27 protein-coding genes are annotated in these 26596 nt (G+C 67.0%); 13 read left to right on the forward strand and 14 right to left on the reverse strand.

The features are described from left to right. Positions 1-15 precede the first annotated feature (15 nt). On the forward strand, positions 16-600 hold the full coding sequence (locus HEQ16_08900) for a hypothetical protein (protein MCO4054154.1): 585 nt from the start codon (positions 16-18) through the stop codon (positions 598-600). Positions 601-666: 66 nt separating this feature from the next. Here the strand turns inward: HEQ16_08900 and parC are convergent, their stop codons facing one another. Beyond that, complete coding sequence (parC, locus tag HEQ16_08905; protein MCO4054155.1) at positions 667-2913, reverse strand: DNA topoisomerase IV subunit A; 2247 nt, start codon at positions 2911-2913, stop codon at positions 667-669. Between the two features lie 299 nt (positions 2914-3212). Between parC and HEQ16_08910 the strand changes: the two genes are divergently transcribed. Further along, positions 3213-3995: a hypothetical protein gene (locus HEQ16_08910; protein ID MCO4054156.1), complete on the forward strand. Its 783-nt coding sequence runs from the start codon at positions 3213-3215 to the stop codon at positions 3993-3995. Between the two features lie 9 nt (positions 3996-4004). Here the strand turns inward: HEQ16_08910 and recO are convergent, their stop codons facing one another. Then, positions 4005-4727: a DNA repair protein RecO gene (recO, locus tag HEQ16_08915; GenBank protein MCO4054157.1), complete on the reverse strand. Its 723-nt coding sequence runs from the start codon at positions 4725-4727 to the stop codon at positions 4005-4007. 226 nt (positions 4728-4953) lie between these two features. Here recO and lepB point away from each other — a divergent pair, with 226 nt between their 5' ends. The 5 genes from lepB (at position 4954) to HEQ16_08940 (ending at position 11020) form a co-directional block, all read left to right on the forward strand. Then, positions 4954-5670, forward strand: a complete 717-nt coding sequence (lepB, locus tag HEQ16_08920) for a signal peptidase I (protein MCO4054158.1) — start codon at positions 4954-4956, stop codon at positions 5668-5670. Positions 5671-5675: 5 nt separating this feature from the next. Then, positions 5676-6395, forward strand: coding sequence for a ribonuclease III (rnc, locus tag HEQ16_08925; protein ID MCO4054159.1), 720 nt, complete (start codon positions 5676-5678; stop codon positions 6393-6395). Beyond that, the gene (locus tag HEQ16_08930) at positions 6368-7339 is read left to right on the forward strand and encodes a GTPase Era (GenBank protein ID MCO4054160.1); all 972 of its coding nucleotides are present in this window, start codon (positions 6368-6370) and stop codon (positions 7337-7339) included. The genes rnc and HEQ16_08930 overlap by 28 nt, the downstream gene beginning before the upstream one ends. A gap of 120 nt (positions 7340-7459) precedes the next feature. Beyond that, positions 7460-8650, forward strand: a complete 1191-nt coding sequence (locus HEQ16_08935; GenBank protein MCO4054161.1) for an MFS transporter — start codon at positions 7460-7462, stop codon at positions 8648-8650. Positions 8651-8863: 213 nt separating this feature from the next. Beyond that, positions 8864-11020 carry a sodium-translocating pyrophosphatase gene (locus tag HEQ16_08940; GenBank protein ID MCO4054162.1) on the forward strand — a complete coding sequence of 719 codons (2157 nt, stop codon included), beginning with the start codon at positions 8864-8866 and terminating at the stop codon, positions 11018-11020. Positions 11021-11221: 201 nt separating this feature from the next. Here HEQ16_08940 and HEQ16_08945 read toward each other — a convergent pair whose 3' ends face one another. Continuing rightward, complete coding sequence (locus HEQ16_08945; protein ID MCO4054163.1) at positions 11222-12466, reverse strand: L,D-transpeptidase family protein; 1245 nt, start codon at positions 12464-12466, stop codon at positions 11222-11224. 394 nt (positions 12467-12860) lie between these two features. On the opposite strand from HEQ16_08945, the gene HEQ16_08950 reads away from it, so the two are divergent. Next, positions 12861-13679: a DUF1295 domain-containing protein gene (locus HEQ16_08950; protein ID MCO4054164.1), complete on the forward strand. Its 819-nt coding sequence runs from the start codon at positions 12861-12863 to the stop codon at positions 13677-13679. A gap of 74 nt (positions 13680-13753) precedes the next feature. On the opposite strand, the gene HEQ16_08955 is transcribed toward HEQ16_08950, so the two are convergent. The 3 genes from HEQ16_08955 to HEQ16_08965 form a co-directional block, all read right to left on the reverse strand. Further along, on the reverse strand, positions 13754-14263 hold the full coding sequence (locus HEQ16_08955; GenBank protein MCO4054165.1) for a winged helix DNA-binding protein: 510 nt from the start codon (positions 14261-14263) through the stop codon (positions 13754-13756). 217 nt (positions 14264-14480) lie between these two features. After that, positions 14481-14915 (reverse strand): hypothetical protein, encoded by a 435-nt coding sequence (locus tag HEQ16_08960; protein ID MCO4054166.1) that lies wholly within the window; start codon positions 14913-14915, stop codon positions 14481-14483. A 10-nt stretch (positions 14916-14925) separates the two neighbouring features. Then, positions 14926-16131 carry an enoyl-CoA hydratase/isomerase family protein gene (locus HEQ16_08965; GenBank protein ID MCO4054167.1) on the reverse strand — a complete coding sequence of 402 codons (1206 nt, stop codon included), beginning with the start codon at positions 16129-16131 and terminating at the stop codon, positions 14926-14928. 86 nt (positions 16132-16217) lie between these two features. On the opposite strand from HEQ16_08965, the gene hemB reads away from it, so the two are divergent. From hemB to HEQ16_08990, 5 genes are all read left to right on the forward strand, one after another. Beyond that, positions 16218-17291 carry a porphobilinogen synthase gene (gene hemB, locus HEQ16_08970; GenBank protein ID MCO4054168.1) on the forward strand — a complete coding sequence of 358 codons (1074 nt, stop codon included), beginning with the start codon at positions 16218-16220 and terminating at the stop codon, positions 17289-17291. Positions 17292-17489: 198 nt separating this feature from the next. Continuing rightward, a complete protein-coding gene (locus HEQ16_08975; GenBank protein MCO4054169.1) occupies positions 17490-17891 on the forward strand; it encodes a hypothetical protein in 402 nt (133 codons plus the stop codon). Positions 17892-18054: 163 nt separating this feature from the next. Next, positions 18055-18240, forward strand: a complete 186-nt coding sequence (locus HEQ16_08980; GenBank protein ID MCO4054170.1) for a hypothetical protein — start codon at positions 18055-18057, stop codon at positions 18238-18240. Between the two features lie 18 nt (positions 18241-18258). Further along, complete coding sequence (locus tag HEQ16_08985; GenBank protein MCO4054171.1) at positions 18259-19488, forward strand: threonine ammonia-lyase; 1230 nt, start codon at positions 18259-18261, stop codon at positions 19486-19488. A gap of 21 nt (positions 19489-19509) precedes the next feature. Then, complete coding sequence (locus tag HEQ16_08990) at positions 19510-20013, forward strand: RDD family protein (GenBank protein MCO4054172.1); 504 nt, start codon at positions 19510-19512, stop codon at positions 20011-20013. A gap of 14 nt (positions 20014-20027) precedes the next feature. Here HEQ16_08990 and thiL read toward each other — a convergent pair whose 3' ends face one another. From thiL to HEQ16_09030, 8 genes are all read right to left on the reverse strand, one after another. Then, positions 20028-21023 (reverse strand): thiamine-phosphate kinase, encoded by a 996-nt coding sequence (thiL, locus tag HEQ16_08995; GenBank protein MCO4054173.1) that lies wholly within the window; start codon positions 21021-21023, stop codon positions 20028-20030. A gap of 43 nt (positions 21024-21066) precedes the next feature. After that, a complete protein-coding gene (gene nusB, locus HEQ16_09000) occupies positions 21067-21513 on the reverse strand; it encodes a transcription antitermination factor NusB (GenBank protein MCO4054174.1) in 447 nt (148 codons plus the stop codon). A 20-nt stretch (positions 21514-21533) separates the two neighbouring features. After that, positions 21534-22025, reverse strand: a complete 492-nt coding sequence (locus HEQ16_09005) for a 6,7-dimethyl-8-ribityllumazine synthase (protein ID MCO4054175.1) — start codon at positions 22023-22025, stop codon at positions 21534-21536. 32 nt (positions 22026-22057) lie between these two features. Next, complete coding sequence (locus HEQ16_09010; GenBank protein MCO4054176.1) at positions 22058-22708, reverse strand: riboflavin synthase; 651 nt, start codon at positions 22706-22708, stop codon at positions 22058-22060. Further along, complete coding sequence (gene ribD / locus HEQ16_09015) at positions 22708-23859, reverse strand: bifunctional diaminohydroxyphosphoribosylaminopyrimidine deaminase/5-amino-6-(5-phosphoribosylamino)uracil reductase RibD (GenBank protein ID MCO4054177.1); 1152 nt, start codon at positions 23857-23859, stop codon at positions 22708-22710. Before ribD ends, HEQ16_09010 begins: the two co-directional genes overlap by 1 nt. After that, positions 23852-24343, reverse strand: coding sequence for a transcriptional repressor NrdR (nrdR, locus tag HEQ16_09020; GenBank protein ID MCO4054178.1), 492 nt, complete (start codon positions 24341-24343; stop codon positions 23852-23854). Before nrdR ends, ribD begins: the two co-directional genes overlap by 8 nt. A gap of 177 nt (positions 24344-24520) precedes the next feature. Next, positions 24521-25825: a serine hydroxymethyltransferase gene (locus HEQ16_09025; GenBank protein MCO4054179.1), complete on the reverse strand. Its 1305-nt coding sequence runs from the start codon at positions 25823-25825 to the stop codon at positions 24521-24523. A 186-nt stretch (positions 25826-26011) separates the two neighbouring features. Next, complete coding sequence (locus HEQ16_09030; protein MCO4054180.1) at positions 26012-26515, reverse strand: outer membrane protein assembly factor BamE; 504 nt, start codon at positions 26513-26515, stop codon at positions 26012-26014. Positions 26516-26596 lie beyond the last annotated feature (81 nt).

Raw genomic sequence — 26596 nt, forward strand, 5'->3', positions numbered from 1 at the left:
GTTATCGTCTTGCGCATGACATCGCGCGTCCTTGCCCTTGCCGCCACGGCCGCCGCCGTTCTGGCCGCCGCCAACCCTGCCTTCGCCATTCAGGAGGTGACCCTCGGCGCGCGCGCTCCGAGCTTTGCATCAGGCCCGATGGCAAGCCTCGGCTGGCAGGATCTGCCGATGCCGGGCTCCCCGCTCAGCTTCTCGGGCGGCGCCGCAGCGCGCGATCCGCGCCAGTGGGCCTTCTCCGGCGGCGAGACGGTGAGGATCGGCTCGTTCCTGTTCAACACGACCTCCGTGCCGAATTGGGCACCTGGCAACGCTGGAGCTTTCGGCTTCGCCTCTTCGCTGATCGGCTCGCGCCGTTTCGAGCATTTCGGCTTCACCACTCAGGCGACGGCCGGCTTCATGGCGTCTGAAAACCTGATGTTCTACACCTCGGTCGGCCAGACCAGCTACCGCAACGCCCCGCCGGTCGTGCCCGTCGCCCCTGGCCTGTCTCTGATCGAGGCACCGTCAGGCCGCTCCGATGTCCGCGCCGGCTTCAAGATGGAACTGATGCCGGGCCTGACATTCGGCGCCGAGGCAGGGTTCAGCCAGCCGAGCAGATGAGCCTCGGGGCGTTCGGCATTCCTGAAAGCTTACCGGGCCTTTGAAGCTGCCGCGTAGAACGATGCCTTACCCGACAAACCGGTTGTTCTTCGGAAAGCCCTTCGGCGGCAGCCGCCCGGCTTCGGCGCGGGCGCCGATCCACTCGTCCAGCTCCGGCTTGCCGACGGTATAGGTGCGGCCATCGCTCGAGCGCCAGGTCAGGCCATCGGCGAGCGTGAAGGACTTGGCGTCCGCGATGCCGCCATCCTTGTATTTCTGCAAGCGCACGCCCTTGCCGCGCCCCATCTCGGGCACCTGCGCCAGCGGGAAGCACAGCAGCTTCCTGTTCTCGCCGATGACGGCGATGTGATCGCCCGAGACAGCCAGCGCGAACACGCAGGTGAGCCCGTCGTCGAGGTTCATCACCTGCTTGCCCTTGCGCGTGTTGGCCACGATGTCGTCGGCCGGCGCGATGAAGCCGCGCCCGTCGCTGGAGGCGAACAGCAGCTTGACGCCAGCCTTGAAGGGGAAGGCCGCGATGAAGTCGGCGCTTTCCTCAAGGTCGATGGACAGGCGGATCGGGTCGCCGAAGCCGCGGCCGCCCGGCAGCTTCGAGGCATCGAGCGTGAAGACCTTGCCATTGTCGCAGATCACCAGAACGCGCGCGGTCGTCTCGGTGAAAAAGGAGAACTTCAGGCTGTCATCGCCCTTCCATGTCAGCGAGGCGAGGTCCTGGACATGGCCCTTGAGCGCCCGGATCCAGCCCTTGCGCGACACCACCACCGTGATGGGCTCGCGCTCCACCATGGCTTCATTGAGGTCGATGTCGAGGGTTTCCGGCGCTTCGGCGAACTGCGTGCGGCGCTTGCCGATTGCGGTCTCCGGCCCAAAGGTCTTGCGCACCTGGCGGATGTCCCAGGCCACTGTCTTCCACTGCTTGTCGTCCGACCCCAGAAGGCCCTCGATCTGGGCCTTCTCCTCGGTCAGGGCGTCAAGCTCCTTCCTGAGCTCCATTTCCTCGAGCTTGCGCAGCGAGCGCAGCCGGGTGTCGAGAATGGCGTTGGCCTGCACCTCGGTGAGCTCGAATACGCGCATCAGCTCGACCTTGGGCTCGTCCTCCTCGCGGATGATCCGGATCACGCGGTCTAGATCCAGATAGACAATGAGCATGCCGCGCACGATTTCGAGGCGCTTCTCGATCTGGCCCAGGCGGTGGCGCGAGCGGCGCAGCAGCACGTCGCGGCGATGGTTGAGCCACTCGCGCAACGCCTCGGTGAGGTTGAGCACGCGCGGCGCGATCCCGCCCGTCAACACGTTCATGTTGAGCGGGATGCGGCTCTCCAGCGCCGTGAGCCTGAACAGCGTTTCCATCATAAGCCCGGCATCGACATGCCGCGCCCTGGGCTCGAACACGATGCGGACGTCCTCTGCCGACTCATCGCGCATATCGGCGACCAGCGGCAGCTCCTTGTCCTGCAGCAGCTCGGCGATCTGCTCGATCATCGGCCCCTTCGAGACGAGATAGGGGATTTCGGTGACAACCGCGACCCAGGTGCCCCGGCCGCTCTCCTCCTTGTGCCATCTCGCGCGCGTGCGAAAGGCGCCGCGGCCGGTGCGGTAAGCCTCCGCGATCGAGGCGCGCGGCTCGACGATGATTCCGCCGGTCGGAAAATCCGGGCCCGGCACGAAGGTCAGAAGCTGCTCGGGCGTCGCGGTCGGGTTCTGGATGAGGTAGAGAGCAGCGTCGCACAGCTCGGCTGCATTGTGTGGCGGAATAGACGTCGCCATGCCGACCGCGATGCCCTGCGAGCCATTGGCCAGAAGGTTGGGGAAGGCCGCCGGCAACACCACCGGCTCCTCGTCCTCACCATTGTAGGTTTCGCGGAAATCGACGGCGTCCTCATCGATGCCTTCGAGCAGCAGCCGCGCCACCTCCGTCATGCGCGCTTCTGTGTAGCGGTATGCGGCGGCGTTATCGCCGTCGATGTTGCCGAAATTGCCTTGGCCGTCGATGAGTGGATAGCGCTGCGCGAAATCCTGCGCGAGCCGGACGAGCGCGTCATAGACAGCCTGGTCGCCATGGGGATGGAACTTGCCGATGACGTCGCCGACGATGCGGGCGCATTTCTTGTAACCCTGGCCGGGATCGAGCTTGAGCAGCCGCATCGCGTGCAGCACGCGCCGATGCACCGGCTTGAGGCCGTCGCGGGCGTCGGGCAGCGCACGATGCATGATGGTCGAGAGCGCATAGGCCAGATAGCGCTCTTCCAGCGCCGATTTCAGGTCGATCGATTCGACGCCCTCGGGGGAGGGCGGGTCAACTGGCTTGCCCATGGGGGGACGCACTCCTGCGGCGCGCCGTCGCGCCGTCGCCGATTCGCGAACGGTACTCTACAGGCTTTGCCGGGCGCGGGCACGACCGCGCGAATGCCGCTACGTCAACGATTATTCCAGGTATATCAACGCGATGAAATGTGCCGGGAGCGAGAGGCATCGCCACATTCTCGCCACATGAACAGGACTTTAACACGGACGCGGTTGTTGCCGCCTCCTGCTTCGCCGTGTCGCAAGCGCCTCAAAGGCGCCACGAGCGGCGGCGAGGATGGCGCGGAATCAGTGATGAAAGGATGTTGATGTCGGCCAAGCTCCTCCTTCTCCTGGGCGTCTCGACGGTGTCGCTGCTCGCGGCCACGCAGTGCGCGCGGGCGTTAGAGGTGACGTCCTCGGTCTGGGAGCGCTTCACGCTCGACCAGGGCCAGACAGCTGGCCTGAGCCTGCGCGGCTACCGCACGCCGCAGTTCGCCCCCTCGCTCACACCGCTTGTCGGCCTCAACTACGAGAACGCGCAGGCCGCCACCGCCGTTCGAGGCGCCTGGATGGAAGCGGCCCGCATGGGCTCGTTCAGCATGGGCCCTGTGCTTGCGGTGGATCGCACGCTCGCGCTTTCGACCCGCGGCGCGTCTGCCGGCCTCGATGCCCAGAATGCCGCCCGCTATGGCGCCTTCCTGGCCTACACTGCGCAGGGGCAGGAGGTGGGCCGGCTTTCCCTCACCACAGGCCGCCTCGGCGGTCTGGACATCAAGCTCAGCCGGTCTTTCAAGCTGACAGACAACCTGTCTCTCGACATTGGCCCCACCATCTCGCTCGGCTCCTTCGAGCGCTTCGGCTACGCACAGGCGGCAGTTGCGGCGCAATCCCTCTCGCCGGCGGCGTCCTACGGCCCTGACAGGGCGCAGCTCGGGGCCTTCGGCCTCGCCACGGCCATCGAGAGCCGCATCAGCGAGCGGACCGTGGCGCGCATGTTCGCCGATTATGCGCGCATCGAGGCGCAGCGCGGCCTGGGCGTCGGCGCAGGGCTGCAGGGGCGCGACCGTGTGGACCTTGGCTTTTCGCTCACCACCACAATCGGGCAGTGAGCCTCCTGCTCACTTGAGCGCAGCTGCGATGAAGGCTGCCCTCTCGTCGGGCATCGCCAGCCCTCTCGGATCATAGACATCGCGCCGCAGGAAATGCCCCGTGAGGCCGAAGCCCTGGCGCGTCTGCTCATGGCTGATGCTGTCGCCAAGAAAGCCGTCCCGCACGAAGGCAGGCAGCGGCAGCAGCCGGTCCGCATAGGGCTCGCCCGCCTTGGCCGAGACGGCGCGGCCGGATTTGGGTGAGACATGGACGAGTTCCTGCGTCGCCCCCGTCACCGCGCAGACCGCGAGATCGAGCCCGAACCCCAGCTCCGCCAGCAGCGCCAATTCAAGGCGCACGATCAGCGGCGCGGCGATGCGCGGCGTGTCGAGATGCTCCAGCACGACCAGCAGCGCTTCATAAAGGCTTTCATGCGGGTCGCGCTCGGGCAGGAGCCGGATGAGGGCCGCAACATGGCCGAGCCCGTAGAGCGAGGCTGCGCAGCCCAGAAGCGTCCCCGCCCGCAAGGCCAGCGGCTCGACCGCGAACTGGCCCAGATGCTCGTCGAGCCGTGCCCGCCAGGTCAGGCTCACGCCATTGCCCGGCTGGAGGGTGGCCCGCATCCGGCTTGACCGGCCGCCACGCACGAGGCCCTGATGCCGGCCATGGCCGCGCGTCATGGCCTCGAGAATGACCGAGCTCTCGCCATGGCGCCGCACGCCCAGGATCACGCCCTCGTCCGTCCACTCCATCGGCCTGTTGTGGCGGCGCCGACGGCGCGGCGCAAGGCGTGGCCCCACGGAACTCGCCCCGCAAACCCCTGGCGCGGCTGATCGCGCTGCATGATGGCCGGACCCGTGATCGTTGCTCATGGGGCACGCATCGGGTAGACCCGCGCATCGGACACCGAAAATCATCGAGGCGCGCGTGAGCGACGAGGCTAAGCTGCAGGGCAAGAACAAGGACGAAGGCGGCTTCATGGAGACCGTGAAGGTCATCGTGCAGGCGCTGCTGATCGCCCTCGTCATCCGCACCTTCCTGTTCCAGCCCTTCAATATCCCGTCAGGCTCGCTGATCCCCACGCTGCTGATCGGCGATTATCTCTTCGTCTCGAAATACACCTACGGCTATTCGAAGCACTCGGCGCCTTTCAGCCCCGATCTTTTCGCCGGCCGCGTATGGGGCGCCGAGCCCAGGCGTGGCGACATTGCGGTTTTCAAGCTGCCGAAGGACAATTCCACCGACTATATCAAGCGCGTGATCGGCCTGCCTGGCGACCGCATCCAGCTCGTCGACGGCATCGTCCACATCAACAACGCGCCCGTGGTCCGCGAGCGCATCGCCGATTTCGAGACGACCGATGCCTGGGGGCGCATGCAGCGCGTCGCGCAATATCGCGAGACGCTGCCGGGCGGGGTCAGCCATGTCATCATCGAGCGCGATGGCGATCGCGGCTACTGGGACAACACGCGCGTCTACACCGTCCCGGCCGGTCACTACTTCATGATGGGCGATAATCGCGACAACTCGACCGACAGCCGCGACGAGCAGTCGGTCGGTCCCGTGCCTTTCGAGAACTTCGTCGGCCGCGCCGAAGTGATCTTCTTCTCGATCGAGGAGGGCGAGTCCGCCTGGCAGATCTGGCGCTGGCCTGTCAGCGTGCGCTGGAGCCGCCTGTTCCAGCCCATCCGGTAAGGGACATGGCGGCGCGGGCCAAACCTGATCTGGCGGATCTCGAGGCGAAGCTCGGCCATGTCTTCCTTGATCGTGGGCTGCTTGAGCGCGCGCTGACCCATATGAGCGCGGCGCCCCTCGACGCCAAGCGCACCGGCAGCTACCAGCGCCTCGAGTTTCTGGGAGACCGGGTGCTGGGCATGTGCGTTGCGGAGTTGCTCTTCCGCACCTATCCTGCGGCTGAAGAGGGCGAATTGTCCCGCCGCCTCGCCGATCTGGTCCGCAAGGAAACCTGCGCCGACATGGCGATGGCCTGGGGCATCGGGCCTTACCTGCGCCTCGGCGACGGCGAAGCCTCGTCCGGCGCGCGCAAGAACCGGGCGATCCTGGCGGATGCCTGCGAGTCGGTGGTGGGGGCAGTGTTCCTCGATGGCGGCTATGATGCGGCCCGCAGGCTGCTCGATGCCGCGCTTGGCGCGCGCCTGCGCCAGACCAGCAAGCCGCAGCGCGATGCCAAGACCGCGCTGCAGGAATGGGCGCAAGGCCAGGGCCTGCCGACGCCGAGCTATGTCGAGGTGGGCCGCTCCGGCCCCGACCACGCGCCCGTGTTCAAGGTGGCGGCCCGTGTTCAGGGCCTGTCCGACGGCATTGGCGAGGGGCGCTCCAAGCGCCTCGCGGAACAGGTGGCGGCGGAGAACTTCCTGCGCCGCGAGGGATTATGGCAAGAGGGAGAGCCGAGGCTTTGAGCGAAACAACCGGACCGGGGCCGACGGGCCGCATGGAATCGCGCGAAGGCATGCGTGCGGGCTTCGTCGCGCTCATCGGCGCGCCCAATGCCGGCAAGTCCACGTTGCTGAACCAGCTCGTGGGCGCCAAGGTCTCGATCGTCTCACGCAAGGTGCAGACCACGCGCACACAGGTGCGCGGCATCGCCATGGCCGGGTCGTCGCAGATCGTGTTCGTCGACACGCCCGGCATCTTCCGTCCCAGGCGGCGGCTTGACCGCGCCATGGTCACCTCGGCCTGGGGCGGCGCCACCGACGCCGATCTTGTCGGCGTGCTGATCGACGTGGCCCGGCACAAGGATCCCGAAACGCTGGAGCTTCTCGCCCGTCTCGCCGAGATTCCGCAGCCCAGGTTCCTCGTGCTGAACAAGGTCGACACGCTCAAGGACAAGTCCGCGCTCTTCGACATCAGCACGGGCCTCAACGGGAAGGCGGCGTTCGAGACGACATTCATGATCTCGGCGCTGTCGGGATCGGGCGTCAAGGCGATGCTCGACTGGCTCGCCGCGCGCGTTCCGGCTGGCCCCTGGCTCTACCCGGAAGATCAGGTGTCGGACGCTCCGCTGCGCTTCCTCGCCGCCGAGATCACGCGCGAGAAGATGTATGAGCGCCTGCATGACGAGCTGCCCTATCGCTCCACCGTGGAGACCGAAAGCTGGCAACAGAAGCCCGATGGCTCCGTGCGCATCGAGCAGACGATCTTCGTGGAGCGCGAAAGCCAGCGCAAGATCGTGCTCGGCAAGAACGGAGCCACCATCAAGTCCATCGGGCAGTCCGCCCGCAAGGACATCGCGGAGGCGGCCGAGGCGACGGTGCATCTCTTCCTCTTCGTCAAGGTGCGCGAGGACTGGGGCAACGATCCCGCCCGCTACCGCGAGATGGGCCTCGATTTCCCGCAGGGCTGAGCGGAGCCGAACGGCGCCCGCTGGCGTGCAGCGCATGGATGTCCTGGGGCTAACGCGGATGCGCGCAGCCCCGATCCGCGCTATCTGGCAGGCATGAACGGTCAAGCCCCGATGCCGGCGATGACAGCGCCCGACAGCGCCGCCCGGCGCAATGTCCGCATACTCACCGTCGCGCAGGCGCTTGGCGGGGCGACGCCGCCCGTCATCATCTCGCTGGGCGGCGTGATCGGCCAGCAGCTCGCAACCAACAAGGCGCTGGCGACTCTGCCTGTGTCGCTGCTCAATATCGGGCTCGCCATTGCCGTTATCCCTGCCGCCTGGCTGATGCGCCGCCATGGCCGCCGCGTGGGCTACATCATGGGCTGCATGGCGGGCGTTATGGCCGGACTGGTGGCCGCGGCGGGAACCGCGAGCGCTGCTTTCTGGCTGTTCTGCCTCGGCACCTTCATCGCCGGCTTCTACACGGCCTTCGTGCAGAGCTACCGCTTCGCCGCCGTCGATGCCGCCAGCGAAGCCTTCAAGCCGCGCGCCATCTCGATGGTGATGGTGGGCGGGCTGTTCGCGGCCATCATCGGGCCGCAGACTGTGATCTGGACGCGCGATCTCGCGCCCCATTATCCATTCGCCGCCAGCTTCCTCGCCCTGTCGGCCCTCGCGCTGCTCGCCATCCCCGTCGTCGCCATGCTGGATGCGCCTCCGCCCAAGGCGCAGGCCTCGGGCGGGCGGCCTCTCTCCGAGATCATGCGCCAGCCGCGGTTCATCACGGCCGTGATCGCGGGGCTGGTCAGCTATGGCCTCATGGCCTTCCTCATGACCGCGGCGCCCATGGCGATGGTGGCGTGCGGCCACACAATCGGCGAGGCAGCGCTCGGCATCCAGTGGCATGTGCTGGCCATGTTCGGGCCCAGCTTCTTCACCGGCAAGCTGATCGCGCGGCACGGCAAGGACAAGATCACGGCTGCGGGCCTCGCCATGATCGCGGCGGCGGCCGTGATCGGGCTTTCGGGCATCACCTTGCTGCACTTCTGGGCGGCGCTGATCCTGCTCGGCGTCGGCTGGAACTTCGGCTTCGTCGGCGCCACGGCCATGGTCACGGATTGCTACCGCCCCGAGGAGCGCACCAGGGTGCAGGCGGCCAATGATTTCCTCGTCTTCGGCTCGGTTGCGCTCGCCTCGCTTTCATCGGGCAAGCTGCTGCACCTGGGCGGATGGGACATCGTGAACTGGGTCGTTTTCCCCGCGGTCGCCACCGCCCTCGTCATGGTGGCACTGCAGGCGAGGGCGGGGCGGCGCGCCGCGATCGGCGCCTGATCCGGAGCGCATGCAGCGCCCGGCATGGTCGCGCGGGAGCGGCTTGCGCGCGTCGATGGCGGGGCGATCAGCGCAATTGCCGGTTTTACATTTCGTTTGAAATTTGGCACAGACGCGGCACTCACCTGAGCGACCGTCGGGCGAGTCGTGCCTTTCGGCCCGATTTGCCCTCCCGGCCGAGTCGCTCACAACAAAAACAGGGATGGCAACACCATGAGCCCACTGCTCATCATCATCATCTTGGGGGCACTATCCATCGTCTATGGCCTATGGGCCTATACCGATGTCATGCGGCGCGACGCGGGCTCGCAGCGGATGCAGGAGATTTCCGGCGCCGTGGCTGAAGGCGCGCAGGCCTATCTCAAGCGCCAGTATGTGACGATCACCGGTGTCGGCGTCGTGCTCTTCGTTGGGCTGTGGCTGCTTCTGGGCGCCTATGTGGCGGTCGGCTTCCTGATCGGCGCCGTTCTCTCCGGCGCGGCCGGCTTCATCGGCATGAACGTCTCGGTGCGCGCCAACGTCCGCACCGCGCAGGCCGCGATGCAGAGCCTCGGCCAGGGCCTCGACGTCGCATTCAAGGCCGGCGCGGTCACGGGCATGCTGGTGGCGGGCCTCGCCCTCCTCGGCGTCGCGGTCTATTACGGCTACCTGACCGGCATTCGCGGCTTCCGCCCCGACAGCCGCGTCGTCATCGACGCTCTGGTCGCTCTGGGCTTCGGCGCGTCGCTCATCTCGATCTTCGCTCGCCTTGGCGGCGGCATCTTCACCAAGGGCGCCGATGTTGGCGCCGACCTTGTGGGCAAGGTCGAGGCCGGCATTCCGGAAGATGATCCGCGCAACCCCGCCACCATCGCCGATAACGTGGGCGACAATGTCGGCGATTGCGCCGGCATGGCGGCCGACCTGTTCGAGACCTACGCCGTGACGCTTGTCGCCACCATGGTCCTTGCCGCGATCTTCTTCGCCGGCCAGCCCATCCTCGGCGCGATGATGCTTTATCCCATGGCCATCGGCGCGGTCTGCATCGTGACCTCGATCGCCGGCACCTTCTTCGTCAAGCTCGGCCCCAACAACAACATCATGGGGGCGCTCTACAAGGGCTTCATCGCGGCGGGCGTGCTCTCGGTCGGCGCCATCGCGCTGGCCAACATCTGGATATTCGGCGGCTTCAGCGCCCGCTTCACCACGGCGCAGGGCGTAAGCTTCACCTCCGCGGGCCTGTTCTGGTGCGCTGCGGTGGGCCTTGCCGTCACAGCGCTGCTCGTCGTGATCACCGAGTACTACACCGCGACCGGCAAGCGCCCCGTGGTCTCTATCGCCCAGGCCTCGGTCACCGGCCACGGCACCAACGTGATTCAGGGCCTCGCCGTTTCGCTGGAATCGACGGCGCTGCCGACCATCGTCATCATCGCCGGCATCATCTCCACCTATTCGATCGCCGGCCTGTTCGGCATCGCGATCGCGACGACGGCCATGCTTGCCATCGCCGGCGTGGTCGTGGCGCTCGACGCCTTCGGCCCCGTCACCGACAATGCCGGGGGCATTGCCGAAATGGCCGGCTTGCCCAAGGAGGTGCGCCACGCGACCGACGCGCTTGACGCGGTGGGCAACACCACCAAGGCGGTCACCAAGGGCTACGCCATCGGCTCCGCCGGACTTGGCGCGCTCGTGCTGTTCGCGGCTTACACCTCGGACCTCAACTACTTCATCGCCGAGGCCAACCGCGCCGGCTCGACCTCCTACCAGTACTTCAAGGGCGTGGTGGTCGACTTCTCGCTGGCCAATCCTTACGTCGTCGTCGGCCTGCTCTTCGGCGGTCTCATCCCCTACCTCTTCGGGGGCATGGGCATGACTGCGGTCGGCAAGGCGGCCGGTTCGGTCGTCGAGGAAGTCCGTCGCCAGTTCAAGGAGAAGCCGGGCATCATGGCCGGCACCGAGCGGCCCGATTATGCCCGCGCGGTCGACATGCTCACCCGCTCGGCCATCCGTGAGATGATCGTGCCTTCGTTGTTGCCTGTGCTCGCGCCGATCGTGACCTTCTTTGTCATCAACGCCATAGCAGGGCGCAACGAGGCCTTCGCGGCGGTCGGCGCCATGCTGCTGGGCGTGATCGTGACCGGCCTGTTCGTGGCCATCTCCATGACCTCGGGCGGCGGCGCATGGGACAATGCCAAGAAGTCCTTCGAGGATGGCTTCGTCGACAAGGACGGCGTCAAGCACTACAAGGGCTCCGAAGCCCACAAGGCCTCGGTCACGGGCGATACCGTCGGCGATCCCTACAAGGACACCGCTGGCCCCGCCGTGAACCCGGCCATCAAGATCACCAACATCATCGCACTGCTGCTGCTGGCCATCCTCGCTCATTCCTGAGCGCGGACGAGTCGCCGCGCGATGCAACGGACCCCGCGGAGCGATCCGCGGGGTTTTCCTTGAAGGCCCTTGCGTGATTGCGGGAGTCGAAATCCTGCTGTTGCTTGCCAGGATGGCTGGCGCCGCCATCATCGTGGTGACGGCATTGCTGATCGCCGGGCTTGGCGGGGCGCTGGCGCTCCGGCGCTCACAAGCCCGTGTTCATTCCTCTTCGGGGCCGCCCTGCAGCTTGGCCATGGGGAGCGCGCCGAGGCCGTCCTTCTGGTAGATGTCATCGCGGAAGTGGATATCGCCCTCGGCGGTGGCCCAGGCCGTGACATAGGTCCAGTAAACCGGGATGCCGCCCGGAATGGGCGCATTGACGCGCTCGCCCGATTCGAACACCTGGTCGATCCGCGTGCGGTCCCAGCCGGACGTGTCCTTGAGCAGCCACTGGATGTAGTCGCGCACATTCTGCACGCGCACGCAGCCGGACGAAACGAAGCGGTAATCGTCGCCGAAGATGCCCTTCGCCGGCGTGTCGTGCATGTAGACGCCGTGCGGGCTCGGAATATTGATCCGCACGAAGCCCAGCGAGTTGAACTCTCCGCCCGGATCCTGCCGGAAGGTGTAGCGGGTCGCTTCGTCCGAGTTCCAGTTCACGGTTTCGGGCGGCACCTGCTGGCCTTGCGCATTGATGATGCGGATGCGGTTTTCGGCGAGGTAGTTGGGTTCCTTGCGCATCTTCGGGATCAGGTCCTTGCGGATGATCGAAGCGGGAACGGTCCAGGTCGGGTTGAAATTGACCTCCGGAATGCGCGTCTGGAGGATAGGCGACTGCCGGTCGATCTTGCCGACGCCGGCCGCGTGGCGCGTGGCGACGACGCCGTTCTCCACCGTTTCGACCATGGCGGCCGGAATGTTCACGATGACGTGGCGCTGGCCGAGATTGCCCGAGAAGGCACGCAGGCGCACGATGTTGAGCTCGAGCTGGCGTATGCGCGTCTCGACCGGCACGTTGAGAGCGGTGGTGGTGCCGGGGTTCAGCGCGCCGGTCTGGGTGAGGCCATGGCGTGCCTGGAAGCGGCGCACTGCCTGTTCCACGAAGCTGTCATAGGTTGCTGCGCCTGCTGCGGACGCATCGAGATCGCCCGCGATGATCAGCCGGTTGCGCAGCGCCACCACAGCCTGCCCGCGCGAGCCAAGGCGCAGGCGCTCCGGCCCGATCTGCTGCCAGCCGCCCTGCGCGGCGAGGTCGCGGTAACGCGCCAGCGCCTGTTCCGTCGCCGCAGCTGCGGCAGGCGACACCATCGGGGTTGAGGAGCGCACGATGCGGCTGCGGCTCTGCACAGCATCATAGGATTGGCGCCATTCCACGCCGCTCCACGCGGGCGAGGCGGCGCTGATCGTGGCGGCGCCGGAGAGAAGGGCGAACAGGGTCTGCCGGCGGGTAAGGTCAAAGGTCATGGACGTCGGGTTTTCTTGCTGGGTCGCGTGACGGGCGTCTCTGGACGGTTCGGCTTGGGGCGTTAGGCTTTGGACGTTAGGCTTGGGACGTTAGGCTTGGGATTTGGCGTCTGGGGTCTTGCGTCCTTCGAACTCTGGAGCAGGCGGTTGGCTGCCATGCCTGCCTTGATCGTGCCAGGAGCGTGATCGGGACGGGCATTATTGACGTATCGTGAAGGTCGGCTTCTCTCATGCGATTTTCAAGGTCGACCATCTCGGCTGGCGGTTAACCAACGATGATCAACGAGGCGATTCTAGGGCAAATGCGGATGGTTTGCATCGTTTTTGAGGTGACAAGCACGTTATCAGGCGGTGACGGCAACAATCTGCTGAAGCGCGCTCCGGGGTGTGCGTCATGATGACGTCTGCGTTCTGGCCGCTGGCGGCGTCGCTGGGCGCCGTCATGGCGCTCTTCGCAGTGCTCTGGCTGGTGAGCCTGCGCTTGCGGGATGTGGGGGTGGTCGACATCATCTGGGGGCCAGGCTTTGCGCTCATCGCCTGGCTGGAGTGGCTATGGGCAACTCCATCCCATGTCGGCGCCACGCTGCTGCTTGTGGCCGTCACGCTCTGGGCCGCGCGCCTCGGCGCCCATCTTTATGCGCGCCACAGGCTCTCCGGCAGGGAAGACGCACGCTATGCCGCGATGCGGGCCGCTGATCCCGACGCCTTCCCGCGCCGGAGCTTCCTCAAGGTCTTCGTGCTGCAGGCGGTCATCCTGTGGGCGCTCGCACTGCCGATCCACCTCGCCATGCTGGGCTCCGCGCCCGGCCCGGCAGGCGTGCTGGCCATGCTGGGACTCGCCCTGTTCGCGATCGGCTTTGCGCTGGAGGCCGTCGCCGACTTCGCCTTGCTGAACTTCCGGCGCGATCCGTCCAATCGTGGGCGTCTTCTCACCAGCGGCGTATTCGCCTGGAGCCGTCACCCCAACTATTTCGGCGAGAGCCTGCTCTGGATCGGGCTGGGCCTCATCGCATGGGATGCGTCCGGCCAAATCTGGGTGCTTCTGGGCCCTGCGGCGCTGATCGGGCTGCTGCTCAAGGTTTCGGGCATTCCGCTGCTCGAGGCGCATCTGGATGCCACGCGCCCGGATTTCGCGGCCTACAAGGCCCGCACCAGCGCCTTCTTGCCGTGGCCGCCGCGGCGCGTCGCAGATCGCCCGGCCAAGCCGCAGTGACGGCCCCCGAAACGCACGAGGCCTCCGCCAGCGTGCCGGCGAAGGCCTCATGTCATGGACGCTTCCTGCCTCGATCAGAGACGGAACCGGATCTGGTCGGTCCAGAAGCGCTCCAGCCGGCTGAGCGCATTGTTCAGGCGCTCGAAATCATCGCTCGAAACGCCGCCGATCTTTTCGACCGTGTTGATGTGCTTGGTGTAGACGCTCTTGACGATATCGTGGACCTCGCGGCCCTTGGGCGTCAGGCTGATGCGTACTGCGCGGCGGTCGACGCGGCTGCGGGCATGATGAAGATAGCCCATCTCCACCAGCTTCTTGACATTGTAGGACACATTCGAGCCGAGATAGTAGCCCCGCGTGCGCAGTTCGCTGGCGGTAAGCTCCTTGTCGCCGATGTTGTGGAGCAGCAGCGCCTGCACGCTATTCACATCGTCGCGGCCGTGCCGATCGAATTCGTCCTTGATGATATCGAGCAGACGGCGGTGAAGCCTTTCGATCAGGTTGAGCGACTCGATATAGAGAGGAGCAACAGGCCCGAGATCTTGCGATGGTTTGTGCGTAACTGCAGAATTAAACTTAATCATGACAATAACCCCACTCTGTTTGACGCCAGCCGACGGTTGTTGTGTCGGTCTGCAAGTGTGGTTGAGCCTAGCTGCTGCGGATGAAAACGAGTTTAAATATCAGCCTGAATCAGAGATTTACAGCATTGCATGAATCGAATCTGAATTGACGGACCAGTAATCTAAAGCAATTGTGACGATGCGTTCGGCGTTTCAAGGCGCGGTGGCAAGGTTTGATTCACCGCGACGCGCTGCGCCCCGCCATCCAGTTGAGCCCCATGAAGGCCAGGATGCAGCCCGCGAAGGCCGCAGCTCCCGCCAGGCCCAGATCGTTCGCGGCCGGGAAGACGAAGCCCAGCACGAGTTTGCTCCCCACAGCCAGCAACCAGACCACGCCGCCCCAGGGCGCCAGAAGCCAGAGCCCCACCGCCGCCAGAATGTCAGTAACGGCGAAATACACCGTCGCCGCCTGCGCGGTCATTGGCCTTGCGTCGAAGGGCTGCGCGGCGACCAGATCGACCCCCAGTATGCTGGCCCAGGCTTGAAGGCCCTGCGCGATCCAGGCCATGGCGAGCGCACGCAGGAACCAGACGTTGGCCCGTTCCCAATCGATCGGGCCGCGCGGCTTTGCGCCGTCCTTGCGGTCTGGCTGGGAGCCTGGAAGGCGCGGCACGCTCATCGCCTCAGACCGGCAGTTCGTTGGAGAGTGGCGCGAGATAGGCCATGATCGTCGCGGCGTCGACGGCCTCCAGCCGGTCGGGACGCCAGGCGGGCTTCTGATCCTTGTCGATGATCAGGGCGCGCACGCCCTCATAGAAATCATGGCCAAGGACGACGCGGCTGACAATCCGGTATTCGAGGCGCACCGCATCCTCGAAGCTCAGCGTTGCGCCGGCCTGCATCTGCGCCAGTGCCAGCTTCATGCTGGTGGGGGACTTCGCCGCCATGGCGGCGATCAGGCTGGCCGCATAGGGATCATCCGAAGCGGCGAGGCGGGCCACGATTTCCTCGACCGTGGCGGCCGAGAACGCATGGTCGATCAGCGCCCGGCGCTCGTGGACAGGCGCAGGGCCGGGGTTTTGCCCAAGCCGCGCCAGCGTCGCATCGACATCCTCTCCGGCGATCAGGGCTTCGAGGCAGGGCGCGAAGGCCGAGGAGGGCAGGGAGTGCGTCACCAGGCCCAGCGCCAGCGCATCGGACTGGCCCACCCGCTCGCCGCTGACGGCAAGCCAGCTTCCGGTGGCGCCCGGCAGGCGAGGCAGGGCATGGGTGGCGCCGACATCGGGAAAGAAGCCGATGCCGACTTCCGGCATCGCGAAGCGGTAGCGCTCGCCTGCGACGCGGTGCGAGCCGTGCAGAGACACACCCACGCCCCCGCCCATCACGATGCCATCGATCAGCGCGACATAGGGCTTGGGATAGGTCTTGATCCGCAGATTGAGGAGATACTCCTCCTGCCAGAAAGCCCGCGCTTCCGCGATGCGGCCCGCCTTGCCCCAGTCATGCAGCAGCCGGATGTCGCCGCCGGCGCAGAAGGCCTTTTCGCCAGCGCCCATCACCACCACGTGCTTCACGCCGGGGTCGCATTCCCAGGCGTCGAGCGCGGCGGCGAGCCCGCGCACCATGCCGGGCGTCAGGGCATTGAGGGCCCGCGGCCGGTTGAGCACGATGACGCCGGCCTGTCCGCGCCGCTCGCACAGGATCTCCGGCGCCTGCTCCGCATCGGCGGCCGCTTCCGTGCCCGATTTCGTCTCGCTCACATCCGCTCCGCAGCAAAGCTTCAGGGGAAGTCCCGTTTCGCGTCTGCGGTCGCCCGAGTCAATGCCGCGCCACGCCCGCGCCCTCACGTCGCCAGCCGGCGGAAGGCGCGTCCGCACGCCCCATGTCATGGCGCCACATGCGACATCCCCGTCTTCTTACCGACTTGGTTGGAACGGTTCGAATGTGCTAGCCACTTCACAACACGGGGGTGTTCATGTCGTCACGCGTAGTCCGGCCCTTCGCGCAGCCTGTCGCGCGGCGCGAATCCGAGAACCCGGCTGGCTCCCCGGCGAGCGTCAAGCTGGACATCGCCCACCGGATGCGGCGCAACCGCAAGTCCGAGTGGTCGCGCCGCCTCGTGCGTGAAAACCGGCTCACCACCGACGATCTCATCTGGCCGATCTTCCTCATGGATCGCACCGAGAGCCGTTGGCCAGTCGAGCACATGCCCGGCGTGGACCGCGTCAACATCGACGAGGCCGTCCGCGAGGCTGAGCGCGCCGCGCGGCTCGGCATCCCTGCCATCGCACCCTTTCCCTTCGTCGAGCGCGACCTGCGCGACGCCACCGCCTCCGAGGCCACGCGCGCCGGCAATCTCATGTGCCGCACCGTGCGCGCCATCAAGGCCGCGGTGCCGGAGATCGGCATCATCACCGATTCCGCCCTCGATCCGTACACCGACCATGGCCATGACGGCTTGCTGAGCGACGGCGTGATCCTCAACGACGAAAGCGTGGCGCTGCTCTGCCGGCAGGCGCTCACGCTCGCCGATGCCGGAGCCGACGTGATCTCGCCGTCCGACATGATGGATGGCCGCATCGGCGCCATTCGCCGGGCGCTGGATGAGGCCGGCCATGACAATGTTCAGATCCTCTCCTATGCCGCCAAATACGCCTCGGCCTTCTACGGGCCGTTCCGTGACGCCATCGGCACCAGCGCCACCCTGACGGGCGACAAGCGCACCTATCAGATGGACCCGGCCAACACGCATGAGGCGATTCGCGAGGTCGCGCTCGATCTCGACGAGGGGGCCGACATGGTGATGGTCAAGCCGGGCATGCCCTATCTCGACATCATCACGCGCGTGAAGGAGCACTTCGCCGTGCCCACCTTCGCCTACCAGGTCTCGGGCGAGTATGCGATGATCATGGCCGCCGCCCGCAATGGCTGGCTCGCCGAGGAGCGGACCATCCTTGAAAGCCTGCTGGCGTTCAAGCGAGCCGGCGCCGATGGCGTGCTGACCTATTTCGCGCCGCGCGTCGCCGAATGGCTGAACGCCGCGCGCTGAGCCGCGATCGTCACCACTGGCGCTGAGGCCGGGAATCCTGTTCGGTGAAGTGGTCGCCATGTCGCGACCCTGCGGCCTGGAAGGGCATGAATGGCGCTGATGCCAGACCCAGGAACCGAGAAGCAAAAGCGCCGCATTGTCAGAGCCTTGCCGCGATATCTGGAATCATGTTCCGAGGTCTGGTGCAGGTGGTGGGCCATGCTCCGCATGGGGGCAGCGCGCGCCGCCATGGCCTTCATTGTGCTGGCCATCGCCGCATGCGCCGATGGCATCGAGCCTGACGAGGCGCGGCTGTGCCGCCTTGCTGTGCCTGCGCTCAATGATGGCGCTGCGCTGGCGCTCGATCTGGCCCGTAAAGGCCCGTTCCCCCTGTCGATCCGCATCGACTACCGGGTGATCGCTGATGGCCGGCCCGATCAGGCCCGCTTCGTGATCTGCCGCTTCGCCGCCGCGCGCAACGCGCAGGGGCGGCGTGACCTCGTGGGGCTGGCGACCGAGCATGGCCCCATGGCCGATGCCTCCTTCTATTTTCTGCGCCGCTTCTATCTGCAGGCGACTGGCGCAGCGCCGGTCGATCCTGCGCCGCCGGCGCGCTACTGACTGGCCTTGGCGCGACCGTGGCGCTCATAATCCGGATGCGGCGCCCGGCCTATGGCCGCCATGCTGGGCGTTGATGGGCGCAGGGTGCATGAAAGGGCGCTGATCCTGGCCTGCGCGCTCGCTGGACTGGCGGGCATCATCCTCACCGTGCTGTATGCGGGGCATGGGGTTCGCCGCCGGCTTCGCCATCGGGCTCAAGGCGCTGGTGGCGCTGTTCGAGGCCACCTGTTCCTCGACCATGCCGATCGAGTGGCGGCACCTTGTGATTTATGGCGCGTTCGTGCTTCTGCTGGCCTTCCTGCCGGGCGGATTCTTCGGCTATGGCGCTCTGGGCGCGCGCCGCGTCTGAAACGGGAGGGCGAGGAGATTGGAAAACCCCGCGATCGCGCTCAGCGATGTCGAGGCTGCGGCCCGCGCCATCGAGGGCCACGTCATCCGCACCCCGCTCGTGCCGGCGCCCCGCCTGTCCGAACTCACCGGCGCGGAGGTCTTCGTCAAATACGAGAACATGCAGGCCACGGCCTCGTTCAAGGAAAGGGGCGCGGTGAATCGCCTGCTCCGGCTCACGCCCGAGGAGCGGATGCGCGGCGTCATCGCCATGTCGGCGGGCAACCACGCCCAGGGCCTCGCCTATCATGCGCGCAGGCTCGGCGTGCCGGCCACCATCGTCATGCCCGAGCCCACCCCGATCGTGAAGATCGAGAACACCCGCGCCCATGGCGCGCGCGTCGTGCTGCATGGCGAGACGCTGGCCGAGTCGGAGGATGAGGTCAGCCGCATCGCGGCGGCGGACGGTCTCGTTCTCGTCCATCCTTACGATGATGCTGCGGTGATGGCGGGGCAGGGCACCGTCGCGCTCGAAATGCTGGCGGACAGGCCCGACCTCGACATTCTGGTCGTGCCCATGGGCGGCGGCGGACTGATCGCAGGCATGGCCACGGCCGCGAAGGCGCTGAAGCCAGGGATCGTGGTGGTTGGCGCCGAGGCGAGGCTCTATCCCTCCTTCCACAATGCGCTGTATGGCGCGGACCTGCCCATCGGCGGGCCCACCATCGCCGAAGGCATCGCGGTGAAGAATGTCGGCACGCTGACGCTGCCGATCATCCGAGCCTTGGTCGAAGGGCCTGTGCTGCTGTCGGAGGCTCTGCTGGAGAGCGCCATCAATGCCTTCGCCACCCTGCAGCACACCATGGCGGAAGGGGCGGGCGCTGCCGGCCTCGCTGCCCTGCTGGCCGAGCCCGCCCGCTTCACCGGGCGCAAGGTCGGCATTGTCCTGTGCGGCGGCAACATCGATGCCCGCCTGCTGGCCTCGATCATGGTGCGGGAACTCGAGCGGGCCGACCGCATTCTCTCGCTGCGCATCACCACCGCCGACCGTCCCGGCATACTTGGGCAGATCGCCAGCCGCCTCGGGCAGCTCAAGGCAAACATCCTCGAAGTCTCCCATGGCCGCCTTTTGCTTGACGTACCGGCAAAGGGCGTCACCATCGACATCACGGTGGAGACGCGCGGCCCCGATCATGCCGGCGAGATCCTGTCGGCGCTGGCCGCGGACGGGTTGATGCCGCTGCGGCAGGACAGAAGAGGCGCGCGCTGAGGCGCCCCAAAGGAGCGGACGATGACGGATGATACGCCCGATGACCGCCGCATCATCCGCTCCGGCGATGTCACGCCCGTCTACGACACGGCCGGCATCATGCTGCCGCGGCTGGTGGCGTATGTGGTTGACCTGTGCCTGGTCTCTGTCCTGGGACTGCTCGTGCTGATCGTGGTCTCGCTCCTGGGCCTGATCACCTTCGGCCTCTCCTGGCTTCTCTTCCCCATCGTGGGCATCGGCACGGCCATGGCCTACGCGGCAATGACGATCGGCGGGCGCAATCAGGCCACGATCGGCATGCGCGTGACCGGTTTGCATGTCGAGCGTTACAATGGCGGGGCGCCCGACGGCATCACCGCCGCCGCGCGCTGCCTGCTCTTCTATGCGGCGACATTCACGGTGGCGCTTCTGGCTCTGACCATCGGAATCGGCATCCTGCGCAGCGATGGCCGGATGGGCCATGACCTGCTCACCGGCCTCATCGTGATGAGGAACGGACAGGGCGCGCAGCGGCTCACGCCTTAGCATGAGCCTGCGATTCAGCTCCAGCCGTGCTCGAAGCGCAGCGCGCCGAAGCTGGCAGGCCGGCCGTCCAGCCCGGTGAAGGCTGGCGCTGCGGAGTCGGTCAGTTCGCCGATCTCGGCTGCGGGGCAGCCCAGTGCAGCGCAGGCGGCCAGCAAGTCCTCGACCTTCTCAGGCTCGAGCGCCATCAGCACCTCGTAATCGTCGCCGCCCGCCACGATAGGCTCGATCAGCGCCGGCTCTGCCATGAGCGCAGCGCGCGCGGCGCCTGAAAGCGGCACCCGGGCGAGGTCGATCCATGGCGCGCAGGCCCCGTGCGAAGCGGCGGCGCCGAGCTTCACCGCATCGCCCAGCAGTCCGTCCGAGACATCCATGGCTGCGGCGGCATGCTCGCGGATCGCCAGGGCGAGCCTGTTGCGCGGCTTGGGATGCAGGTAGCGATCGGCCAGCCAGCCGCGTTCCTCATCATTCAGAACCTCTGCCCATCGCGCGGCCTTGTCCTGCCGCAGGCGAAGGCCGAGCGCCGCGTCTCCGATCGTGCCCGTCACCACGAGCCGCTGGCCGACCCGCCCGCCCGTACGGGGCACCATGGCGCCAGCGGGGCAGGAGCCGATGGCCGTCACGGAAACGGTGAGCCCGCCTGCCGCCCGCACGGTATCGCCGCCCAGCAGCGGGCAGCGATAGGCGCGGGCATCCTCGCCAAGCGCTGCGGCGAAATCCGCCATCCAACGCTCCTCCGTGCCGGCCGGAAGCGCCAGCCCGAGCAGGAAGCCCAGCGGCTCGGCGCCCTTGGCGGCAAGATCTGAAAGATTCACGCGCAGGGCCTTGCGCGCGATGGAGCCGGCCGGATCGTCGGGGAAGAAGTGGATGCCGGCCGCCAGCATGTCCTTGGTCAGGACCAGCTCATGGCCAGGCGGAGGCGCCAGCAGCGCGGCGTCGTCGAGAAGGCCCAGTGAGCCCGGCCCGGCGATCGGGGCCAGATGGCGTGCGATCAGGCCGTCCTCGGAGATCATGCCGAGCCGGCGTGGCGGCCACGCCCGGGTGACGGCCGCGCGCTCACGCCATGTCCTCCGGCCGCCGCTCACGGGCGATGCGGTCGAGCACGGCATTGGCGATGCCCGGCTCATCGCCTTCGTAGAAGGCGCGGGCCACGGTGACATATTCGTTGATGACCGCCTTGGGCGGGACATCCTTGCGGAACATCAGCTCATAGGCGCCAGCCCGCAGCACGGAGCGCAGCACCGTCTCGATGCGCTTGAGCGGCCAGCCATCGGTGAGCGCGGTGTCCACCACCCGGTCGATCGGCCTTTGCTCGCGCACCACGCCGCTGAGCACGTCGCGGAAGAAATTGGCCTCGGCGGCCGGCAAACAGATGCCGTCGACCTCCTTGCCCATCCAGAAGGTCTCGAATTCGGCCATGGCCTCGATGAGGCCCTTGCCGGCCACGTCCATCTGATAGAGGGCCTGCACGGCGGCAAGACGGGCCGCGCGCCGCTTCTCCATGCGCTGGTCCTGGCGCGAATTCACGATGCGGCCTCGAAGCGCCGCTTGAGCCTGAGCACGCTGAGCGCCGCTTCCGCCGCGCCGCCACCCTTGTCCATCTCGCTGATGCGGGCGCGCGCCCAGGCCTGAGCCTCGTTCTCGACCGTAAGGATGCCGTTGCCGATGGCCCAGCGGTTCTGCACGGCGAGGTCCATCAAGGCGCGGCAGCTCTCGCCGGCCACGATGTCGTAGTGGGTCGTTTCGCCGCGGATCACGCAGCCGAGCGCCACGGCGGCATCATAGGGCCGGCCCGCAGCCGCAGCGCCGGCAAAGGCGATGGCGATGGCAGCCGGGATCTCGAGCGCGCCCGGAACCGTGACGACCTCGGCATCGGCCCCGGCGCGCCTGACTGCCGCCAGCGCGCCTTCGAGAAGCGCATCGGCCATGTCGTCGTAGAAACGGGCCTCGACGATGAGGATGCGCGCACCTGTCAGGAGCGTATTGTCGCGTTGGGCCTTGCTGGCGCCAGCCATGGGGTGACTCTTCGGTGGGTGATTGAGCCGCGTCAGTAGCCCTGCGCGCGCGCCTCGGCAAGCCTTGCTGCATAACGCGCCATCAGATCGACCTCGATGTGCAGCCCGTCGCCCGCCTTGCGCTCTCGCCATGTCGTGACGCTGAGCGAATGGGGGATGAGCAGCACCGTGAAGATATCGCCATCCACGCTGTTCACCGTCAGCGAGGTTCCATCGAGGCAGACGGAGCCTTTCGCGGCGATGAAGCCGGCCAGCGGCTTTGGCGTGCGGATGTGGAAACGGGCCGTGGCGCCCCAGGGATCGGCTGGATCGGGCGCGATCGGCTCATGCTTCACGATCTCGGCGACGCCATCGACATGGCCCGTGACCAGATGGCCGCCCAGCTCGTCGCCAACCTTCAGCGAGCGTTCCAGATTGATGCGCTCGCCGGCCTGCCAGCGGCCCGCCAGGGTCTTCGCCAGCGTCTCCGCCGCCGCCTCGACATGGAAGATGCAGCCCGCCTCGCCATCGCTGCGCGCCGAGAGCGCCGTTACCGTGAGGCACACGCCCGCGCAGGCGATCGAGGCGCCGATGTCGATGCCGGCCGCGTCAAAAGGGCAGGCGATCGCCAGCCGGCGCAGGTTTTCGCCGGCCTGCCGGGCCTCTGTGACCACGCCGACGGCTTTGACGATGCCTGTGAACATCATGCAATCCTCTCATGAAACGCGAAGCTGTCGTGGCCGATCAGGGCGTTGCGCGCAAGCCGGTAACGTGCTCCGGCTCCGCCCGCGAGCAACGCCGCGAGGCGGGGCCGCACGGCCGTCACGCCCTCGGCGCCAAGCCTGTGCGGCGCGGTCGAGATGACGATCTCGTCGGCGAGGCCCTGAAGCGCAAGCTGCTCGCCCACCGTGGGTCCGCCCTCCGAGAACACGCGCGTGATGCCGCGCGTGGCCAGAAGCGCGAGCGCTTCCCTTAGGTCGATATGGCCGTCTGCGCCGCGGCCGACCCGCATCACGTCGACGCCCGCCGCCACAAGCTGGCGCTCGGGATCGAGCGGCGCATCCTCGGCCGTGATGACCCAGGTGGGAACCGTGCCGGAGGTTGCGACAAGCTGAAGCCCTGCGTGCATCCTGAGGCGCGTGTCGAGCACGACCCGCACGGGCGAGCGATGGGCGAGCCCCGGCAGGCGCACGGTCAGCAGCGGATCATCGGCCAGCACCGTCTCGACGCCGAGCATGATCGCATCGAAATGCGTGCGCTGGAGCTGCACCCAGGCCGTCGCCTCCGGGCACGAGATGGGCAGGCGTGACCGGCCCGGCCCGCCCGCGTATCCGTCCGCCGTGCGCGCGATCTTGAAGGTCACGGTCGGCAGCCCCTCGCGCACGCGCCGGAAATGCCCGCGATGGTTCGCCCCGGCCTCGGTGGCCAGGGTTCCGACATCAACCTTGACACCGGCGGCGCGCAGCAGAGCGTGGCCAAGCCCGGCGATGCGGGGGTTGGGATCGGCGATGGCGGAGACGACGCGCCTCACGCCGGCCGACAATATGCGCTCGACGCAAGGAATGCCGCCGCGCACCGAGCGATAGGCGCAAGGCTCAAGCGTGACATATAGCGTGGCGCCGGCTGCGGCTTCCCCTGCCTGCTCCAGCGCCTGCGCTTCGCCATGCGGCCTGCCGCCCGCTTGCGTGGCGCCCCGGCCAACGATCACCGGCGCCCCCTCGACCATGCGCACCAGCACCGCGCCCACCGACGGGTTCGGCCAGCTCTCGCCCAGGCCCCTGCGGCCCAGCGCCAGCGCATGGGCCATGAAGCGGGAATCCAGCTCCGGCAGGGCCGGTGGAGCGCCCTCAGTCATCGTCGCCGCTTGCCGATGGCAGCGTCACGGCCTCGTCATGCGAGAGCTCGCCCAGGATTTCCTCGAAATCCTTGGCGTCACGGAAATCCTTGTAGACCGAGGCGAAGCGGACATAGGCCACGCCGTCGAGGTTCTTGAGCCCCGCCATGATCAGCGCGCCGATGGTGGAGGAGGGCACTTCCTGTTCGCCCGAGCTTTCGAGCTGGCGCACGATGCCGCTGACCATGCGCTCCACCCGCTCCGGCTCCACGGGCCGCTTGCGCAAGGCGATCTCCACCGAGCGCTGCAGCTTGTCGCGATCGAAGGGCGAGCGCTTGCCCGAGCGCTTGACGACCAGCAGTTCCCGGAGCTGCACCCGCTCGAAGGTGGTGAAGCGGCCGCCGCAATCATGGCAGACTCGCCGGCGCCGGATCGAGCTGTGATCGTCAGAGGGACGAGAATCCTTCACTTGCGTATCGAGCGATCCGCAATAAGGGCAGCGCATGTGAAACCCCGTCTGGATGGCGCGGCATCATGCCGGCCCCTGTGGTGAACCTCTGGCCGTCATTCACCGGAAGGCGAACACGGCAAATGCGCAATGCCCGGCGTCGCGCATCCAAATTGCGGCGCCGGCGCTATCCGCATCGGGAGGAATGCGGACCATCAGGCCCGCCTGGCATCGTCAGCCATAGATGGGGAAGCGGCGGCAGATCTCGGTGGCGCGCTCCTTGACGCTCGCTTCGACCGCGCCGTTCCCCGCTTCGCCATTGGCGGCGAGGCCGTCGAGCACTTCAGCGATCAGCTCGCCGACCTTCTTGAACTCGGCGACGCCAAAGCCGCGCGATGTTGCGGCCGGGGTGCCCAGCCGGATGCCCGAGGTGATGGTGGGCTTTTCGGTGTCGAAGGGCACGCCATTCTTGTTGCAGGTGATGTGCGCGCGGCCAAGAGCGGCCTCCGCGATCTTGCCGTTGAGCTTCTTGGAGCGCAGGTCCACCAGCATCAGGTGATTGTCCGTGCCCCCTGTGGTCAGTTCGAAGCCTTTGGAGCGCAGCGTCTCGGCCAGCGCCTTGGCGTTTTCCACCACGGCGCGCGCATAAACCTTGAACTCCGGCTGCAGCGCCTCATGGAAGGCGACCGCCTTGGCGGCGATCACATGCATCAGCGGGCCGCCCTGAAGGCCTGGGAAGATGGCCGAATTGAACTTCTTGGCCAGCACCTCGTCATTGGTCAGGATCATGCCGCCGCGTGGGCCCCGCAGCGTCTTGTGCGTGGTCGTGGTGGCGACATGGGCGTGCGGGAAGGGCGAGGGGTGCGCGCCGCCGGCCACGAGCCCCGCGAAATGCGCCATGTCGACGAAGAAGATCGCGCCGACCTTGTCCGCAATCTCGCGGAAGCGCGCGAAATCCCAGTGGCGCGGATAGGCCGACCCGCCGGCCACGATCACCTTGGGCTGGCTCTCGATGGCAAGGCGCTCCACGGCGTCCATGTCCAGCCGTTGATCGACGACGCACACGCCGTAATGCACCGGCTTGAACCACTTGCCGCTCATGTTGGGCGGCGCGCCGTGGGTGAGATGGCCGCCCGCAGCGAGGTCGAGGCCCATGAACGTGTCGCCCGGCTGCATCAGCGCCATGAAGACAGCCTGATTCGCCTGGCTGCCCGAGTTGGGCTGCACATTGGCGAACTGGCAGTCGAAAAGCCGGCAGGCGCGCTCGATCGCCAGCTTCTCGGCGATGTCCACAAATTGGCAGCCGCCATAATAGCGCCGGCCGGGATAGCCCTCGGCATATTTGTTGGTCATCACCGAGCCCTGCGCCTCAAGCACGGCGCGGCTCACGATGTTTTCGGAGGCGATCAGCTCGATCTCGTCGCGCTGGCGGCCAAGCTCAAGATCGATGGCGCGCGCGATCTCCGGGTCCTGCGCCGAAAGCGGCGCCGAAAAGAACGAGTTGGACAGATGTCCTGCGGTCGCGGTGTCGCGGCTCATGGCAGTTTCCCGGTTGCGCGCCCAGCCTGCGCTGGCGATCGATGCGTTCGTTACAACGAACGCGCTTTAGCACGCACCGCAGCATGGAGTCACGGGGGGAGGTTTCCGTGTCCAGGGCGGCCGCATAGCCGATCTGCCCGTCCGGGCAGATGATGGGGTGGGGGGCGCCGCCGGAGGGGCTGGCGCTCATCCACCCAGCGGATTGAAGCGCGTCACGCCGCGGAACAGGTTGCGCAGGAAGCTCTGCTCATCGCCGCCTGTCGGGGTCGAGCGGCTGATGAAGTCGAAGATCACGCCGTCCTGGAGGCCCCAGTTGGCGATGCGTTCGACCTTGAAGCCCTTGTTGAAATAGACCGCGATCACGTTCTGGTCGACAACCTGCGGGTTCTGGAACTGGAACATGCGCCGCGTCTTCTGGCTGACATAGTAGAAGGTGCGGTTGCCGACCGTCGAGGTGGTCGAGGGCGTGCCCAGTGTCTGCAGCACCTGCTGCACGTCCATGCCGGGCCTGACCTTGGCGATGAGCTCTTCGTCCATCACGAAGCCGCGGTTGATCTCCTCGTTGAGGCCCGCCGAGGTGGGCAGGGTGAAGCCGAAATTGTCGGCGCCGCCGGAGCCGCAGCCGGCAAGCGCGACCGAGGCAAGGGCGGAGGTGAGGAACATGCGACGCGAACGGGCCGTGGTTGGCATGAGGAGTTCCGGTCCAGCAAGTGGCGCGGCGGCGCTTATGTCGCGCTTGCCCGCAGATCAGCAATTGGCGTAACGCCAGCG

Origin of the sequence: Bosea sp. (in: a-proteobacteria) (assembly GCA_023910605.1) — a bacterium.
Lineage (GTDB): Bacteria > Pseudomonadota > Alphaproteobacteria > Rhizobiales > Beijerinckiaceae > Allobosea.

What these genes read in the sequence shown, in the direction of transcription:
- HEQ16_08900 (MCO4054154.1), top strand. Translation starts at nt 16, where the DNA reads ATGACATCGCGCGTCCTTGCCCTTGCCGCCACGGCCGCCGCCGTTCTG.
- parC (MCO4054155.1), bottom strand. Translation starts at nt 2,913, where the DNA reads ATGGGCAAGCCAGTTGACCCGCCCTCCCCCGAGGGCGTCGAATCGATC.
- HEQ16_08910 (MCO4054156.1), top strand. Translation starts at nt 3,213, where the DNA reads ATGTCGGCCAAGCTCCTCCTTCTCCTGGGCGTCTCGACGGTGTCGCTG.
- recO (MCO4054157.1), bottom strand. Translation starts at nt 4,727, where the DNA reads ATGGAGTGGACGGACGAGGGCGTGATCCTGGGCGTGCGGCGCCATGGC.
- lepB (MCO4054158.1), top strand. Translation starts at nt 4,954, where the DNA reads ATGGAGACCGTGAAGGTCATCGTGCAGGCGCTGCTGATCGCCCTCGTC.
- rnc (MCO4054159.1), top strand. Translation starts at nt 5,676, where the DNA reads ATGGCGGCGCGGGCCAAACCTGATCTGGCGGATCTCGAGGCGAAGCTC.
- HEQ16_08930 (MCO4054160.1), top strand. Translation starts at nt 6,368, where the DNA reads ATGGCAAGAGGGAGAGCCGAGGCTTTGAGCGAAACAACCGGACCGGGG.
- HEQ16_08935 (MCO4054161.1), top strand. Translation starts at nt 7,460, where the DNA reads ATGACAGCGCCCGACAGCGCCGCCCGGCGCAATGTCCGCATACTCACC.
- HEQ16_08940 (MCO4054162.1), top strand. Translation starts at nt 8,864, where the DNA reads ATGAGCCCACTGCTCATCATCATCATCTTGGGGGCACTATCCATCGTC.
- HEQ16_08945 (MCO4054163.1), bottom strand. Translation starts at nt 12,466, where the DNA reads ATGACCTTTGACCTTACCCGCCGGCAGACCCTGTTCGCCCTTCTCTCC.
- HEQ16_08950 (MCO4054164.1), top strand. Translation starts at nt 12,861, where the DNA reads ATGATGACGTCTGCGTTCTGGCCGCTGGCGGCGTCGCTGGGCGCCGTC.
- HEQ16_08955 (MCO4054165.1), bottom strand. Translation starts at nt 14,263, where the DNA reads ATGATTAAGTTTAATTCTGCAGTTACGCACAAACCATCGCAAGATCTC.
- HEQ16_08965 (MCO4054167.1), bottom strand. Translation starts at nt 16,131, where the DNA reads ATGACATGGGGCGTGCGGACGCGCCTTCCGCCGGCTGGCGACGTGAGG.
- hemB (MCO4054168.1), top strand. Translation starts at nt 16,218, where the DNA reads ATGTCGTCACGCGTAGTCCGGCCCTTCGCGCAGCCTGTCGCGCGGCGC.
- HEQ16_08975 (MCO4054169.1), top strand. Translation starts at nt 17,490, where the DNA reads ATGCTCCGCATGGGGGCAGCGCGCGCCGCCATGGCCTTCATTGTGCTG.
- HEQ16_08980 (MCO4054170.1), top strand. Translation starts at nt 18,055, where the DNA reads ATGGGGTTCGCCGCCGGCTTCGCCATCGGGCTCAAGGCGCTGGTGGCG.
- HEQ16_08990 (MCO4054172.1), top strand. Translation starts at nt 19,510, where the DNA reads ATGACGGATGATACGCCCGATGACCGCCGCATCATCCGCTCCGGCGAT.
- thiL (MCO4054173.1), bottom strand. Translation starts at nt 21,023, where the DNA reads ATGATCTCCGAGGACGGCCTGATCGCACGCCATCTGGCCCCGATCGCC.
- nusB (MCO4054174.1), bottom strand. Translation starts at nt 21,513, where the DNA reads ATGGAGAAGCGGCGCGCGGCCCGTCTTGCCGCCGTGCAGGCCCTCTAT.
- HEQ16_09005 (MCO4054175.1), bottom strand. Translation starts at nt 22,025, where the DNA reads ATGGCTGGCGCCAGCAAGGCCCAACGCGACAATACGCTCCTGACAGGT.
- HEQ16_09010 (MCO4054176.1), bottom strand. Translation starts at nt 22,708, where the DNA reads ATGTTCACAGGCATCGTCAAAGCCGTCGGCGTGGTCACAGAGGCCCGG.
- ribD (MCO4054177.1), bottom strand. Translation starts at nt 23,859, where the DNA reads ATGACTGAGGGCGCTCCACCGGCCCTGCCGGAGCTGGATTCCCGCTTC.
- nrdR (MCO4054178.1), bottom strand. Translation starts at nt 24,343, where the DNA reads ATGCGCTGCCCTTATTGCGGATCGCTCGATACGCAAGTGAAGGATTCT.
- HEQ16_09025 (MCO4054179.1), bottom strand. Translation starts at nt 25,825, where the DNA reads ATGAGCCGCGACACCGCGACCGCAGGACATCTGTCCAACTCGTTCTTT.
- HEQ16_09030 (MCO4054180.1), bottom strand. Translation starts at nt 26,515, where the DNA reads ATGCCAACCACGGCCCGTTCGCGTCGCATGTTCCTCACCTCCGCCCTT.